Source organism: Paraburkholderia sp. Ac-20336 (assembly GCF_017105025.1).
Lineage (GTDB): Bacteria > Pseudomonadota > Gammaproteobacteria > Burkholderiales > Burkholderiaceae > Paraburkholderia.
This window is the reverse complement of sequence record NZ_JAAGPS010000030.1, coordinates 1-15,325: the sequence shown is the minus strand read 5'-3', so window position 1 is coordinate 15,325 and position 15,325 is coordinate 1. Positions and strand designations below refer to the sequence as shown.

The 15,325-nt window shown below is 66.6% G+C and carries 11 protein-coding genes; 7 read left to right on the top strand and 4 right to left on the bottom strand.

Annotation, left to right across the window (positions count from 1 at the left end):
- Window positions 1–89 precede the first annotated feature (89 nt).
- The 4 genes from GXB81_RS12055 to GXB81_RS12040 are packed head-to-tail and all read left to right on the top strand — an operon-like array spanning window position 90 to window position 5,388.
- Window positions 90–575, top strand: a complete 486-nt coding sequence (locus tag GXB81_RS12055) for an NAD(P)H-dependent oxidoreductase subunit E (RefSeq protein ID WP_205989227.1) — start codon at window positions 90–92, stop codon at window positions 573–575.
- Window positions 572–2,149: a formate dehydrogenase beta subunit gene (locus tag GXB81_RS12050; RefSeq protein WP_205989226.1), complete on the top strand. Its 1,578-nt coding sequence runs from the start codon at window positions 572–574 to the stop codon at window positions 2,147–2,149. The genes GXB81_RS12055 and GXB81_RS12050 overlap by 4 nt, the downstream gene beginning before the upstream one ends.
- Window positions 2,150–2,164: 15 nt before the next feature.
- Window positions 2,165–5,122 (top strand): formate dehydrogenase subunit alpha, encoded by a 2,958-nt coding sequence (fdhF, locus tag GXB81_RS12045; RefSeq protein WP_205989225.1) that lies wholly within the window; start codon window positions 2,165–2,167, stop codon window positions 5,120–5,122.
- 8 nt (window positions 5,123–5,130) lie between these two features.
- Complete coding sequence (locus GXB81_RS12040) at window positions 5,131–5,388, top strand: formate dehydrogenase subunit delta (protein ID WP_167049559.1); 258 nt, start codon at window positions 5,131–5,133, stop codon at window positions 5,386–5,388.
- Window positions 5,389–5,502: 114 nt separating this feature from the next.
- Here GXB81_RS12040 and GXB81_RS12035 read toward each other — a convergent pair whose 3' ends face one another.
- Window positions 5,503–7,236: an FAD-dependent monooxygenase gene (locus GXB81_RS12035; RefSeq protein WP_205989224.1), complete on the bottom strand. Its 1,734-nt coding sequence runs from the start codon at window positions 7,234–7,236 to the stop codon at window positions 5,503–5,505.
- 251 nt (window positions 7,237–7,487) lie between these two features.
- Here GXB81_RS12035 and GXB81_RS12030 point away from each other — a divergent pair, with 251 nt between their 5' ends.
- Complete coding sequence (locus tag GXB81_RS12030; RefSeq protein WP_205989223.1) at window positions 7,488–9,335, top strand: tetratricopeptide repeat protein; 1,848 nt, start codon at window positions 7,488–7,490, stop codon at window positions 9,333–9,335.
- A gap of 163 nt (window positions 9,336–9,498) precedes the next feature.
- On the opposite strand, the gene GXB81_RS12025 is transcribed toward GXB81_RS12030, so the two are convergent.
- Complete coding sequence (locus tag GXB81_RS12025) at window positions 9,499–10,800, bottom strand: MFS transporter (protein WP_167284673.1); 1,302 nt, start codon at window positions 10,798–10,800, stop codon at window positions 9,499–9,501.
- A gap of 313 nt (window positions 10,801–11,113) precedes the next feature.
- Here GXB81_RS12025 and GXB81_RS12020 point away from each other — a divergent pair, with 313 nt between their 5' ends.
- Window positions 11,114–11,638, top strand: coding sequence for a GNAT family N-acetyltransferase (locus GXB81_RS12020; RefSeq protein WP_167284672.1), 525 nt, complete (start codon window positions 11,114–11,116; stop codon window positions 11,636–11,638).
- Between the two features lie 267 nt (window positions 11,639–11,905).
- Window positions 11,906–13,027 (top strand): hypothetical protein, encoded by a 1,122-nt coding sequence (locus GXB81_RS12015; RefSeq protein ID WP_205989222.1) that lies wholly within the window; start codon window positions 11,906–11,908, stop codon window positions 13,025–13,027.
- Window positions 13,028–13,179: 152 nt separating this feature from the next.
- Here GXB81_RS12015 and GXB81_RS12010 read toward each other — a convergent pair whose 3' ends face one another.
- Together GXB81_RS12010 and GXB81_RS12005 are read right to left on the bottom strand one after the other, a co-directional pair.
- Window positions 13,180–13,908 (bottom strand): DUF2968 domain-containing protein, encoded by a 729-nt coding sequence (locus tag GXB81_RS12010; RefSeq protein WP_205989221.1) that lies wholly within the window; start codon window positions 13,906–13,908, stop codon window positions 13,180–13,182.
- Between the two features lie 418 nt (window positions 13,909–14,326).
- Window positions 14,327–15,325: type 1 glutamine amidotransferase (locus tag GXB81_RS12005; protein ID WP_205989220.1), on the bottom strand; the 999-nt coding region annotated here is incomplete at its 5' end.

The window sequence follows — 15,325 nt, the reverse complement described above, 5'->3', positions numbered from 1 at the left end:
TCGTTCGGCTATACCATATCGAATAAGCGAAGCATACGTGCACGTATTATGAATAACAAGTGCATATATCGCTTTGGAGGAGCCCCCTTTTGGAAGATTCTCTCGCCACGGCGCCGGAGCAACTCGTGCAACGTCACGCACAGCCTGGCCGCACGCTCATCACGATCCTGCACGCGATCCAGGACGAAGTCGGCTATGTGCCGCCCGCCACGGTCGAGCCGCTCGCCCGCGCGCTGAGCCTGTCGCGCGCGGAAGTGCACGGCGTCATCACCTACTACCACCATTTCCGCACCACGCCGGCCGCGCCCGTCACTGTGCAGCTGTGCCGCGCCGAAGCGTGCCGCAGCATGGGCACCGAAGCGCTCGCGCGGCACATCGAGGCGCACACCGGTTGCCGCTTCGACGCCGGCCATCAGGACGGCGCCACCGTCGAACTGGAATCGGCGTACTGCCTCGGCCAATGCGCACTGTCGCCGGCGCTGATGCTCAACGGCACGCTGCACGCGCGCGTGTCGCCGCAGAAATTCGACGCGCTGTTCGCCGCGGTCCGCACATGCGTGGAGGTGCCGGCATGACGCGCCTCTACGTTCCCCGCGATTCGTCGGCGCTCGCACTCGGCGCCGATGCCGCTGCCGAGGCCATCGCGAGCGAAGCCGCGCGCCGCGGCATGCAGATCGAACTGATCCGCAACGGTTCGCGTGGCTTGCTGTGGCTCGAACCGCTCGTCGAAGTCGCCACGCCTGAGGGCCGCGTCGGCTATGCGAACGTCGAAGCGGCAGACGTCGCCGCGCTGTTCGACGCGGGCTTCGTCGACGGCGGCGAGCATGCGCGGCGCGTCGGCGTGGTCGACGAGATGCCGTATCTGAAGAAGCAGCAGCGCCTGACCTTTGCGCGCATCGGCATCACCGATCCGCTGTCGATCGACGACTATGTCGCCCACGGCGGCCTCGAAGGCTTGCGCGCGGCGCTGCAAACCGACGGCGACGCCGCCTGCGAAGCGCTGATCGAATCGGGCCTGCGCGGACGCGGCGGCGCGGCGTTTCCGGCCGGCATCAAATGGCGCACGGTGCGCGGCGCGAAGGCGGCGCAGAAGTACATCGTCTGCAATGCCGACGAGGGCGACTCCGGCACCTTCTCCGATCGCCTCGTGATGGAAAGCGATCCGTACATGCTGATCGAAGGCATGATCATCGCGGGCGTCGTGACCGGTGCGAGCGTCGGCTACATCTATGTGCGCAGCGAATACCCGCACTCGATCGCGACGCTCGAAACGGCCATCGGCCGGGCGCGCGCAGCCGGCTGGCTCGGCGACAGCGTGCTCGGCTCGAACGCGCATCGTTTCGAGCTATTCGTCGCGAAAGGCGCGGGCTCGTACGTATGCGGCGAGGAAACCGCCTTGCTCGAATCGCTCGAAGGCAAGCGCGGCATCGTGCGCGCGAAGCCGCCGGTGCCGGCGCTCGCCGGTTTGTACGGCCAGCCGACCGTCATCAACAACGTAATTACGCTTGCCACGGTGCCGATCATCTTCGCGCGCGGCGCGGCGTTCTACAAAGACTTCGGCATGGGCCGCTCGCGCGGCACGCTGCCGTTCCAGCTGGCCGGCAACATCAAGCGCGGCGGCCTCGTCGAACTCGCGTTCGGCGTGACCCTGCGCGAACTGCTGAACGATTACGGCGGCGGCACCGCCAGCGGCCGGCCGGCGCGCGCGGTGCAGGTCGGCGGCCCGCTCGGCACCTATCTGCCCGAAAGCCAGTGGGACATCCCGATGGACTACGAAGCGTACGCGGCGGTCGGCGCGGTGATCGGCCACGGCGGTCTCGTCGTGCATGACGACACCTCGAACCTCGCCGAACTCGCGCAATACGCGATGCACTTTTGCGCGCTCGAATCGTGCGGCAAATGCACGCCGTGCCGGATCGGCTCGACGCGCGGCGTCGAGGTGATCGCGCGGATTCGCAACGGCGATACGTCGACGCGCCAGGTGCAACTGCTGCGCGATCTGTGCGACACGATGGTGTCCGGTTCGCTGTGCGCGATGGGCGGCATGACGCCGTATCCGGTGCTGTCCGCGCTCGATCATTTCCCCGCAGACTTCGGTCTCGCTGCCGATGCCGCTGCCGGCCACGCCACCCAAGCGGCCGCGGCCTGACCCAGGAGCCCCATCATGTCCGATCAGCTCAACTCTTCCACCGGCGGCTGCGGCTCAGGCAACTGTGCGTGCAAGTCGCAGGCCATGGCGCGCGCCGCCAACCCGTTCTCCGACGACACCGACTACGGCACCCCCGCCCGTCACGCGGACGTCGACGTCACGCTTGAAATCGACGGCCAGGCGGTGACGGTGCCCGCCGGCACCTCGGTGATGCGCGCGGCGGTCGAAGCCGGCGTCAACGTACCGAAGCTCTGCGCGACCGATTCGCTCGAACCGTTCGGCTCGTGCCGTCTGTGCCTCGTCGAAATCGAAGGACGGCGCGGCTATCCGGCCTCGTGCACGACGCCGGTCGAAGCCGGCATGAAGGTGCGCACGCAGACCGACCGTCTGCAATCGCTGCGCCGCAACGTGATGGAGCTGTACATCTCCGACCATCCGCTCGACTGCCTGACCTGCCCCGCCAACGGCGACTGCGAACTGCAGGACATGGCGGGCGTGACGGGCCTGCGCGAAGTGCGCTACGGCTTCGACGGCGCGAATCACCTGAAGGACAGGAAGGACGAATCGAATCCGTACTTCACGTATGACCCGTCGAAGTGCATCGTCTGCAATCGCTGCGTGCGCGCCTGCGAGGAAACCCAGGGCACGTTCGCGCTGACGATCGCCGGCCGCGGTTTCGAATCGCGCGTCGCCGCCAGCGAGAACCAGCCGTTCATGGAATCGGAGTGCGTGTCGTGCGGCGCCTGCGTCGCCGCCTGCCCGACCGCGACCTTGCAGGAAAAGACCGTCGTGATGCTCGGCCAGCCCGAGCACTCGGTCGTGACCACCTGTGCGTATTGCGGCGTCGGCTGCTCGTTCAAGGCCGAGATGAAGGGCAACCAGGTCGTGCGGATGGTGCCGCACAAGAACGGCCAGGCCAACGAAGGCCATGCCTGCGTGAAGGGCCGCTTCGCATGGGGCTACGCGACGCACAAGGACCGCATCAAGAAACCGATGATCCGCGCGAAGATCACCGACCCGTGGCGCGAAGTCAGTTGGGAAGAAGCGATCTCGTATGCGGCCTCGGAATTCCGCCGCATCCAGGCGAAGCACGGGCGCGATTCGATCGGCGGCATCACGTCGTCGCGCTGCACCAACGAAGAGACTTACCTCGTGCAGAAGCTCGTGCGCGCCGCGTTCGGCAACAACAACGTGGACACCTGCGCGCGCGTCTGCCATTCGCCGACCGGCTATGGCCTGAAGACCACGCTCGGCGAATCGGCAGGAACGCAGACCTTCGCCTCGATCGATAAGGCCGACGTCATCATGGTGATCGGCGCGAATCCGACCGACGGCCACCCGGTGTTCGGCTCGCGCCTGAAGCGGCGCGTGCGCGAGGGCGCGAAGCTGATCGTCGTCGATCCGCGCAGGATCGACATCGTCGATACGCCGCACGTGAAGGCCTCGCATCATCTGCAATTGCGCCCCGGCACCAATGTCGCGATCGTCAATGCGCTCGCGCATGTGATCGTCACCGAAGGTCTGCTCAACGAAGCGTTTGTCGCCGAGCGCTGCGAAACGCGCGCGTTCGAGCAATGGCGCGCGTTCGTCGCGCTGCCGGAGAACTCGCCCGAAGCGACCGAGGCCGCGACCGGCGTGCCCGCGCAGCAGGTGCGCGAAGCCGCGCGCGTCTACGCGACCGGCGGCAATGCCGCGATCTACTACGGCCTCGGCGTCACCGAACACGCGCAAGGCTCGACGACGGTGATCGGCATCGCGAACCTCGCGATGGCAACCGGCAATGTCGGCCGCGAAGGTGTCGGCGTGAATCCGCTGCGCGGCCAGAACAATGTGCAGGGCTCATGCGACATGGGCTCGTTCCCGCACGAGTTGCCGGGCTATCGCCATATCGGCGACACGGTCACGCGTTCGCTGTTCGAAGACGCCTGGCACGTCACGCTGCAACCGGAACCGGGCCTGCGCATTCCGAACATGTTCGACGCCGCGCTGCACGGCAGCTTCATGGGCCTCTACTGCCAGGGCGAGGACATCGTCCAGTCGGACCCGAACACGCATCATGTGGCGGCGGCGTTGTCGTCGATGGAATGCATCGTCGTGCAGGATATCTTCCTGAACGAGACCGCCAAATACGCGCACGTGCTGCTGCCCGGCTCGTCGTTCCTCGAAAAGGACGGCACGTTCACCAATGCCGAGCGCCGCATCTCGCGCGTGCGCAAGGTGATGCCGCCGCTCGGCGGCTATGCGGACTGGGAAGTCACGCTGCTGCTCTCGCGCGCGCTCGGCTACGAGATGGACTACGCGCATCCGTCCGAGATCATGGACGAAATCGCGCGGCTCACGCCGACCTTCCACGGCGTGTCGTACCGCAAGCTCGACGAAATGGGCAGCATCCAGTGGCCGTGCAACGAAGAAGCGCCCGACGGCACGCCGACCATGCACGTCGACACCTTCGTGCGCGGCAAGGGCAAGTTCGTGATCACCAAGTTCATCGCGTCGCCTGAAAAAGTCACGCGCCGGTATCCGCTGCTGCTGACGACGGGCCGCATCCTCTCGCAGTACAACGTCGGCGCGCAGACGCGCCGCACCGAGAACTCGCTGTGGCATGACGAAGACCGGCTCGAACTGCATCCGCACGACGCGGAAGAACGCGGCATCAGGACCGGCGACTGGGTCGGCATCGAATCGCGCGCGGGGCAGACCGTGCTGCGCGCGAAGGTCACGGAGCGGATGCAGCCGGGCGTCGTCTATACGACGTTCCACTTCCCCGAATCGGGCGCGAACGTCATCACCACCGACAGTTCCGACTGGGCCACCAACTGCCCCGAGTACAAGGTGACCGCGGTACAGGTGATGCCGGTCGAGCAGCCGTCGCAATGGCAGAAGGACTACTCGCGCTTCAATAGCGAGCAGCTCGAACTGCTCAAGCAGCGCGAGCCGGCCAAGGCGCCCGCCGCCGTCACCTCGGGCAAGTGAGGCGAGCCATGGACAATCGGAATCTGATCGACATGGCGAACCGGATCGGCGATTTCTTCGAATCGATGCCCGATCACGAGGAGGCGCTGAGCGGCGTCGCCGACCATATCCATCGTTTCTGGGAGCCGCGCATGCGGCGCGCGCTGCTCACGACGCTCGACGAAGCGCCGGATACGTATGACATCGCGCTGTCGGACTTCACGCGCGAGGCGATCGTCAGGTATCGCGAGAAGCTGACGCCGGCGCAAACACCGGCAGCAGTTTAGGTCCAGGTCCAGTCCCGGAGCGCTTTCGCATGAGCCGCGCGCGCAACGAGGTTGCGCGCGCCGGCATGCGCATGCGAGACCGGGATCGACGTTCAACTCAACGAGTGTCAGGCCTCACAGCGCCACCTGCTCCCGCATCTCCCCCGCCGCCGTGAACCATGCTTCGCAGTGCCGCAACAGGCCGTGCAGGTCCGAACCGGTACGCCCGCGCGCGCCGATATAGCCATCGGGCCGCACCAGATAGAACGACGGCCGCGTGCGGCCATACGATTCGGCGAGCGCGGGCGCGCCGTCGCCGCTCGTATCGGTAACGCGCCAGATTCGCACCGCGCCCGGCAGCAGGCGCTCGACTTCGACCGCGAGCTTCTCCACCTCGGGGTCGGCCGGCGGCGCATGCTTCGCGGCGGGATCGAGCGGCGTGCCATCGACCGGCAGCGGCGGCACCAGCAGAAACAGCGAGAAAAACGCCGGATCGTGCAGGTCGAAAATGCAGCCGACCCCGGGCGCGCGCCCGAGCGGACCATCGACCACATGCACGAGCGCATCGGGCGCGCGTTCGCCCGCACGCGGGCCGCCGTCGAGCACGCGTTCGAGCGTGAGCGGACTGCGCCGGTACTGGACCGACAGTTCGCTGATCGTCGCGCGCGCGGCATCGCGCAGCGGACCGAGCGCGGCCAGCACCGGCATCACGCGCTCGCGCAACAGCTTCAGCGGACCGTGACCGGCTTCGGCCATCTGCGTGATGAAGCCGGTCTGCCGCAGCACGTCGCGCCCGATCGGATGCCGTTCGAGGTGGTACGTATCGAGCAGCCGGTCGGGCGCGGCGCCGCGAATCACGCGCGCGAGTTTCCAGCCGAGGTTCAGCGCTTCCTGGATGCCGGTGTTCATGCCCTGCGCGGCGGCCGGGCTGTGCACATGCGCGGCGTCGCCGGCCAGAAAGATGCGGCCCACGCGCAGGCGATCCACCATGCGGCTATTCACGTGGAAATACGAGGACCACGCGAGATCCGAGACGTCGACACGCTCGCGCACGCGCCGCGCGATCAGCGTCTTGCATTGTTCGAGCGACGGCGGCGGCGGCAGATTCAGCGGCGGGCCCGGCGGCGGCTCGCTGGGCGCCACCACCGGCACGACGGCGGCACCCGGCAGCCCGGCCGCGTGATCGGCAATCAGACGATGGCGGCCGTGGCCCATCGGAAACAGCGCGACGAGGCCTTCACCGGAAGCGAAGATATGGAACTGGTCGTCGGGCCAGTCGGTTTCGGCGCGCAGATCGGCGAGCAGAAACGTCTGCCCGAAGGTCTTGCCCTCGAAGCTCAGGGCGAGCCGGTGGCGAATCAGACTATGCGCGCCGTCGGCCGCGATCAGGTGCGACGGACGCAGCGTTTCGGTGTGGCCGTCCGCGCGGCGCAGCGTCGCCTGAATGCTCGCCGAGCCCTGCATGAACGAGGTCAGTTCGGTGCCGCGCTCGACCGTCACGCCGAGCGTCGCCAGATGCTCGGTGAGCAGCCGCTCGGTCACGGACTGATCGAGAAACAGCAGATACGGATAGCGCGTGTGCAGCGGATCGAAATCGAGCTGCGCAAGCCGCATGCCGTTCGAGAACAGATTGGCGACGCGCGCGCGATGGCCGAGTTCGAGAAACGGTTCGATCAGCCGATGCTGTTCGAGCAGTTCGAGCGTGCGCGCCTGAATGCCGATCGCGCGCGAATGCGGATTCGGCTGCGCCGCCTTGTCGATCAGACGCACGGGGATATGGGCGCGCGCGAGACTCATCGCTGCGGCAAGTCCAGTGGGACCGGCCCCGACGATCAGCACCGGCGACGCGTCGTAGGCGACAGCGTCCATGCGGAACTCCGGAGGCAACAATGCGTTCTAGTGTACGCCGCCGACAAGCCGCGCACGGGTGCGCTGCATCAATCGCGTGGCGGCACATGCGTCACGCGCGGGCGCGGCGCCTGTCGCTCGTCGGGATGCGCCCGTGCGATGGGTCCGGGAGATAGGTCCACAAGAGATGTCCACAACCGGCGCAAATCGGAGTCCGCCCGCGCAAGTATGGGAAAATGCGCCCTCGTCCGCTCCGAATGCCCTCCCCCGTCATGCAACCCGTTTTTGACCGCGCGTTCGCGGCGCATCGTGACGGCCGCCTCGACGAAGCCGAACGCGGCTATCGCGCTACGCTCGACCACGACCCCAGCCACGTCGACGCACTGCACCTGCTCGGCGTGCTGCGCCATCAGCAAGGCCAGCATGAGGAAGCCGCCGCGCTCGTGCGGCGCGCGGTGAATCTGCGTCCCGGCGACGCCGCGCTGCAACTGAACCTCGGCAATGCATTGAGGGCGCTCGGCCAGGTCGACGCCGCGATCGAGCAGTTCCGCAACGCGCTCACGCTCGCGCCGACGTTCCCGATGGCGCACTACAACCTCGGCAACGCGTATGCGTCGGTGGGCCGTCACGAAGACGCCGCCGACGCGTTCAGCCGCTCGCTGCGCCTGCAACCGGACGACGCGTCCTCGCACAACAATCTCGGCAACGCACTGCACGCGCTCGGGCGTCATGCAGAGGCGATCACGTCGTTCCGGCGCACGCTGGAGCTGCGCCCCGATCACGCGGGCGCGCTGAACAACCTCGGCATGTCGCTGAACGCGCTCGACCGGCCGGCCGAAGCCGTACCCTGCTTCGAGGCCGCGCTCGCCACCGAGCCGCGCTTCGTCGCCGCGCACTTCAATCTCGCCAATACACTCGACGCCACCGGTCGCCATGCCGAGGCGGTCGCCTCGTTCGAGGCGGCGCTGCGCCTGCAGCCGAATCTGCCGCCCGCGATCTACGGCATGGGCAATGCGCTCGCGGCGCTCGGCCGGGCCGCCGAGGCGCAGCCGTACCTGGAACGCTCGGTCGGTCTCGATCCGCAATTCGCGCTCGCATGGCTCGCGCTCGGCACCGTGCACCAGGCGCTCGGCGCACAGGCCGCCGCCGTGCGCGCATTCGATCAGGCGTTGCGCCTGCGCCCCGATCTCGCGGCCGCGCATATGAACCGCTCGCTGGCCTGGCTCGCAATGCGCGATTTCGCGCGCGGGCTGCCCGAATACGAATGGCGGCTGCAAACGGTCGCGCAGCCGGTTATCGAAACCTTGCCGCGCTGGCATGGCGAGCCGATCGAGGACCGCGTGCTGCTGGTCCATGCGGAACAGGGTTTCGGCGACACGCTGCAATTCGTGCGCTTCGTGCCGCTGGTCGCGCAGCGCGCCGCGCGCGTCGTGCTCGAAGTGCAGCCGTCGTTGCTGCCGCTCCTCGCGCCCGCCGCGCGAACGTGGCGCGTGACACTGATCGCGCGCGGCCAGCCGCGCCCGGCCGCCGATCTGCAGATTCCGCTCTTGAGCCTGCCGTTCGCGCTCGGCACGAACTACGACACGATTCCGGGCCGCACGCCGTATCTGAGCGTGCCGCCCGCGTATGGCCGCAAATGGCGCGGCTCGCTCGGCGGCCAGGAGAAACGCAAGATCGGGCTCGCGTGGTCGGGACGCATTCAGCGCAACGAAACGCGTTCGATGCCGCTTGCCGCGCTCGAACCGCTGTTCGCACTCGACGGCATCGACTGGATCGTGCTGCAACCCGACCTGAACGATGCCGAACGCGCGACGCTCGACGCGCATCCGCGCGCGGCCTCGATTCATCGCTTCGACAAACGTATCGGCGACTTCGCCGATACCGCCGCGATCATCGAGCGGCTCGATGCGGTCGTGTCGATCGACACGTCGATCGCGCACCTGGCCGGCGCGCTGCGCAAGCCGCTCTGGCTGATGCTGCCGTTCGCCGCCGACTGGCGCTGGTTCGAAGACGACACGCGCAGCCCGTGGTATGCGGGCGCGACACTCGTGCGTCAGCCTCGGCCCGGTGCATGGGATGAAGTGGCCGACGCGGTGGCGAAGGCTTTGCGCAACAGTTAACGGCGAGCGCGCGGCGTCGTGGGAACGCGGAAATACGGGAACGCAGGAGCACGCGTCGCAACCACCCTACGCCGTCGCACACTCTCGCGCCTCGCCACGCGCCGCCCAACAAAAAGCCCCGCATACGCGGGGCTTTTTGTTTTCAGACGATCAGCCGAACCCGTCAGGCCGCCCGATACTGATTGCGCGATTCCGGCGTGCGATACAGGAACAGCGTCGCGAGCAGACCGCAGATCGCCGCCACGCCGAGCACCAGACCCGGCGCCGCCTTGTTGCTCGTCACGTGGATCACCAGCGTGGCAATGGCCGGCGTAAAGCCGCCGATCGTCGTCGCGAGGCTGTAGGCGAGCGAGAAGCCGGCGGTACGCACTTCGACCGGCATCACCTCGGTCAGCGCCACGACCATCGCGCCGTTGTAGCAGCCGTACAGGAACGACAGCCACAACTGCACGAGCAGGAGACGCACGAACGACGGATCGGCAACGAGCCATTGCAGCGCCGGATACGCAGTGAGAATCGTCAGGACCGTGAACACGAGCAGCACCGGACGGCGGCCGATACGGTCCGACAGCGCGCCCGAAAGCGGCAGCCAGATCAGGTTCGAGATACCGACGCAAACCGTGACGACGAGCGTGTCGATGGCCGAGAGCTTCAGCACTTCCCTGCCGAAGGTCGGCGTGTAGGCGGTAATCATGTAGAACGACACGGTCGTCATGATGACCATGCCCATGCCGCCGAGCACGATCGGGTAATTCGCGAGCATCGACTTCATGATCTCGCCCATGCTCGGACGATGCTTGCGCGCTGCGAACTCCTCGGTTTCCTGCAGCGAGCGGCGGATGATGAACAGGAACGGCACGATCAGGCAGCCGATCAGGAACGGTACGCGCCAGCCCCATGCGAACATCTGGTCGGCAGGCAGCAGCTTGTTGAGCAGCACGCCGATCAGCGCGGCGAACACCACCGCGACCTGCTGGCTGCCCGACTGCCACGAGCAGTAGAAGCCCTTGTTGCCCTTCGTCGCGATCTCCGAGAGATACACCGACACGCCGCCGAGCTCGACGCCGGCCGAGAAGCCTTGCAGCAGCCGCCCGAGCAGCACGAGCACCGGTGCGAGGAGCCCGAGGGTCGCGTAGCCGGGGATTGCCGCGACCGTCAGCGTGCCGAGCGCCATCAGGCTCAGCGTGAGGATCAGGCCTTTGCGGCGGCCGTGATGGTCGATGTAGGCGCCGAGCACGATCGCGCCGAGCGGACGCATCAGGAAGCCCGCACCGAACACCGACAGCGACAGCATCAGCGAGGCGAAATCGTTGCCGCTCGGGAAGTAGGTCTTGGCGATCGCCGAAGCGTAGTAGCCATAGACCATGAAGTCGTACATCTCAAGAAAGTTGCCGCTGACGACGCGGAAGACTGTCTTGACCTTGGATTCTTCGGTAGCGGAAGTAGCGTGGGTCGCAGTAGACATGACACTCTCGTGTGAGCCCGCCGTGCTGTTCGATAGTCGGCGACAGTCGCGGTCAGGCAGTTGAAACGATCCCCTGCGTTCGGCAAGCGGATGCCACGAACGATACCGGAAAAGCGCGCGCGAGGGCGCCGCATTTTGCTGTTCGCGATGCACCGCCGGTATCAGGGTAAACATCGTGATTCATGCGGGGCCCGCGCCACGTAATGTTACTGCTGAACACGCCGCCGCGAAACGCATACAGTTTGCTTACGCGACACCGGCACGCAGCGCGGTAAACTTTTCGTGCAACACTATTGAGTCGATTCTTACCCCGATGCGAACCACCCCTGCTCTTTCATTGCGTCCCGCGACCACCGAGGACGCCGCGCTCATTGCATCGATTCACAGCGCCAGCTGGCAGGCCACTTATCGCGGCCTGTTGCCCGATGCGTTCCTCGATGGCGAAGTCACGCGCGAACGCGCCGCCTACTGGGCCGCGCGTCTCGATGCGCCGGGCGGCGAGCGCCGCACCGTGCTGATCGCCGAACTCGGCGACGAGCCGACCGGCTTCGTGTGCGTCGAGCGACAGCCCGAGTCCGCGTGGGGTGTGCTGCTCGACAACCTGCACGCGCTGCCCGGCTACCAGGGCATCGGCGTCGGCAAGCTGCTGATGCGCGCCGCCGAAGACTGGGCGCGCGCGCAAGGCGAGACGCAGCTGTATCTATACGTGCTCGAAGGCAATACGCCGGCAATCGGCTTCTATGAGCGGCAGGGCTGGCAGTTCGTCGGCGCGGAGCCCGATCATATGGGCGGGGTCGACATCACGGCGTTGCGGTATGTGTACCGGTTGAGTCCCTGAACGTATAGGACATCATTTTCGGAGAAGTCCGAACGTCAAAAGGGGCTGTTTCAAGGCATCATTTTCTGTTTGCCGATGGCTTCATCGGGTCGAGCCTTTGCATCGCGCCGCTATCAGGTCTCCGAATCAATCGGGATCGCGCGATGAGCGGCAGCAGCCCAGGCTCGCGCCGAGTCGCCATCGGCTCCCACAGATTCTGCGACTGCCCACCGGCGCTCCGTCGTCGTCGGGTGCGGGAAGAAACCGATGCCTAGCACTCCGTTCACCTTGATCGAAGGCGCTTACGCGCTACCACGCCTGCGTCCGCTCGCTCATTTGCCCGCGCCATTCGGCCGCGACTGGTCTGCGCATCCGCCCGGCGAAGCCTGGCGCGCGGAACTCGAATTGCGCTGTGTCGCGCTGCTGCGCACCGCGTGCCTGAGAGACAGGGACATGTTCGCGTGCTGCGAGTGGCAGCCGTTCGACAGGCCGGATGTGGCGGCGCCTGCGACCAGGGCCACGCGCGCCGCCGAGGTTGCGCGGCCCACGATTATTTCCAGCGCAAGCGGTGCCGACGCGCTGCGAACCTTCGCCCAGGAGCCGATGCGAATCCCGCTCAGGGTACGCCCGTCCCGGCACGCAAAACGTCGCGCTTCGCGGCATTGGGCTGCGATAGCGGGCGGTACCTGTATGGTCGGCGGCGCGGCGATGCTGGCGTGGATTGCGATGGGCCAGCATTTCGCGCCGACTCGGATGGCAGGTGCGCTGCTGAAACCCTTCGACATGCTTATGGCTAGCCACGAGGTACACGAGGTACACGAGGTGCGGCCTGAGCAGGATTACACGCGCAATGAGGTTGCGTATCGGCAAACGCGGGATGTCGGCGAAGTCGACGCTCCGGCCCCAGTGACTGTTACGCCGGCAACGAGGCATGCCGAGGTCGTTGCTACACCGAGCGTCCCACCTGTCGCTGCATCGGTGCACAAAGCGCTAAGACGGGATGCGCCAATCCACCCCGCTCACTCGATCCATTCGAGCAACGTGGTCACCCGGCATTCCGGCAACATGCCGCGCGCCAGGAAGGATCACAGGCCGGAGCAAGGCGGTGCTGTGCAGATGGCGTCGTCACATGGCACGCCGCGCATCGCGCTCATGCGTGCCGCACCGGTCGCTTCGCCTCGGTTGCACACTCGCCCGGTTGTGCGAACCGACTCGCTACCGGCGCAAGCACGCTTTAGCCGCGACGAATACGCAGCCGTGACCATGGCCGCCGCCACACCCGTGTACGAGATCGCGCCACCGCCACGCCCGGCCGCGTCGAACGATGCGTCGGCCAGCAACGGCACGGAGTGGATGACTCACATCTCGCAGCGCCGCGTCACCGAAATTCCGGAGCAATTCGCGAAGTGAGCGGAACGTCCGCACGACGTCATCCGCGGGCGGGATTCAGTTGCGCTGTTCGAATCGACCAATAGATCGAGCGATAGGTGGAGGTAAAAAAACCCGGCTCTTCCCCGGAGCCGGGCTTTGTCAGGGTCGCGTTCATGGCCGACCCCAAGCGCTTATTTCTGCGCCGGCAAACCCGCTTCGGCCTGTTGCCGCAACTGCTCGACCTCGCTCTGCACCTGACGCAACTGCGCTTGCGCCTTGTCGCGCTCGGCGCTCAACGTGAGCGCTTCGCCGTGCGCCTGCCGCTGATAGTCGTCGACCTTGGCCTGCTGCGTACGCGCGACGTCGACGTCGGCCTGCAAGCGCTGCGCCTGTTCCTGCGAGGTCGCGATGATGCCCTGCAGATACGCGGTCTGCGCCTGCAGTTGCGTGCGGCGAATCTCGACGTCGGCGAGCCGCGCCGTCTGCTGCGCAAAATCGGTGTAGATGGCTTCCGCGCGCCCGGCATCGTCGGACTGGATCACGCGCCAGAAATGCTTGTCCTGAAACAGCGCGACGTAATACGTCATCCGCGCCGGATAGAAAAGCAGGCTTGCGCCGTAGCTGCCGTTGTACGTGGTGCGCAACTCGCTCAGGTTCGAGTCGTGTACCAATTGCATCAGCTCGGCGACGTCGCCTCGCGCACTGCCCGCTGGCGCCGAGGCATCCGCAGCCGTGGGCGCACTTGCCGCACTTGCAGACGCGGCATCGCCGGGTTGCGGCGTCAGTTCGCTCACGGCCGGCCGCGTGCCGGCCACCGGTGCGGTGCCGCCGTCCTGCCCCGCCTGCACGGCACCGGCATGCCAGAACGCATACGCGCCCGCGAGCAGCAACGCGCGTCGAATTACCAGGGAAAACCTCATACTGCCTGCTCCACGCCAATCCAGAATAGCCGGTGATTATCGCGCGGATTCGCGACAAGGCGAAGTACCGCGCCGCTGTCTCGCGCTATCTCAAATAGGGTGGAAATCGAGATACGTCGATCAGCAAAGATTCAAGCAAGATTCGCACGGTCACGAAACCGCCATCGCACCTTGCCAGCGACCAGGCAACACCGTGGATTCCTGACTATCCAGATAAAAACCGGCAAGCGCGAACGCACGCCGGCCGCCCATGCCAACACGCAAACCATCGGCACAGCGGCAACACAGACCGCAACGGTACGACACCAGGAGCGTCAGAAGAAAAAACGCGCCGCCGCATAGCGCGACAGCGCGTCGAACAAACCGGCGACGAGAAACGCAGAGCGCGCCACCCCTCGCACGCAGGCGGAAAACCCGGCTAGAACCGCGTCTCCCGCGCCACGCGCAGGAACGTATCGAGCAACGGCGTGCAATCGAGCAGTTCCGGGCCGCCCGCGCGATGAAACTCCGGATGCCACTGCACGCCCATCACGAACGGCGCGCGCCGGTAGCGCACGGCCTCGATGATGCCGTCCGACGCCGACACCGCCTCGATATTGAGATCGCGGCCGAGCGTCTTCACCGCCTGGTGGTGGATCGAGTTGACGATCGCGTCGCGCCGTCCCGGGAACATGTTGAGCAATGTCGAGCCGTCCGGAAAATGGACGCCGTGGCGGTGCTGATCGTAGTTTTCGTTGACGTGCGCGCCGGCGGTCGGCACGTCGGTCGCGATGTCCTGATACAAGGTGCCGCCGAACGCGACGTTGATCAGCTGACAGCCGCGGCAGACGCCGAGCACCGGCTTGCCCGACTCGACGAACTCGTGTAGCAGTTCGAGTTCGTACATGTCGCGCACGCGGTCGCCGGGCCACTCGTGACTGATTGCCGTTTCCGCATAGGTCTGCGGCGAGACGTCGGCGCCGCCTTGCAGCAGCAGGCCGTCGAGATGCTTGGCGTAGTCGCGCAAGCGGATGTTGCTCGGGTGCAGCATGCCCTGATGACCGACCGTCGGAATCATGAACACGATCACGTCGCGCGACATGACCCAGTGCGCGATCGATTCCTCGAGATACTGCAAGGTCTTGCCGCGCAGCCCCTTCGCACCCGGCTCCGGATGGAAGATGCGCGCCGACACGCCGATGCGCAGCGTGCGCTGCGTGATCCGCTGGCCCGCGCGATCGAACAGTTGCCGCGCGCGCGCCGCGATGATGCGGCCGAACACGCTCCACGCCGAATCGCTCTGCCGCAGATAGCGCGGCGGCGACGGCGGGAATGCATTGGGCGGCGGCGGATTGGTCGCGCTGAAATCGGGTGCCGCGCCGAACCCTGGCGGCGGCGCGCCGGCCGGGCGCGCGGTGGCCGCGTCTTCGGCGGCGGG

Bases quoted from the DNA above. Each gene is read 5' to 3' on its own strand.
- GXB81_RS12020 (WP_167284672.1), top strand. From the start codon at position 11,114: ATGCGAACCACCCCTGCTCTTTCATTGCGTCCCGCGACCACCGAGGAC.
- GXB81_RS12050 (WP_205989226.1), top strand. From the start codon at position 572: ATGACGCGCCTCTACGTTCCCCGCGATTCGTCGGCGCTCGCACTCGGC.
- GXB81_RS12010 (WP_205989221.1), bottom strand. From the start codon at position 13,908: ATGAGGTTTTCCCTGGTAATTCGACGCGCGTTGCTGCTCGCGGGCGCG.
- fdhF (WP_205989225.1), top strand. From the start codon at position 2,165: ATGTCCGATCAGCTCAACTCTTCCACCGGCGGCTGCGGCTCAGGCAAC.
- GXB81_RS12035 (WP_205989224.1), bottom strand. From the start codon at position 7,236: ATGGACGCTGTCGCCTACGACGCGTCGCCGGTGCTGATCGTCGGGGCC.
- GXB81_RS12025 (WP_167284673.1), bottom strand. From the start codon at position 10,800: ATGTCTACTGCGACCCACGCTACTTCCGCTACCGAAGAATCCAAGGTC.
- GXB81_RS12040 (WP_167049559.1), top strand. From the start codon at position 5,131: ATGGACAATCGGAATCTGATCGACATGGCGAACCGGATCGGCGATTTC.
- GXB81_RS12030 (WP_205989223.1), top strand. From the start codon at position 7,488: ATGCAACCCGTTTTTGACCGCGCGTTCGCGGCGCATCGTGACGGCCGC.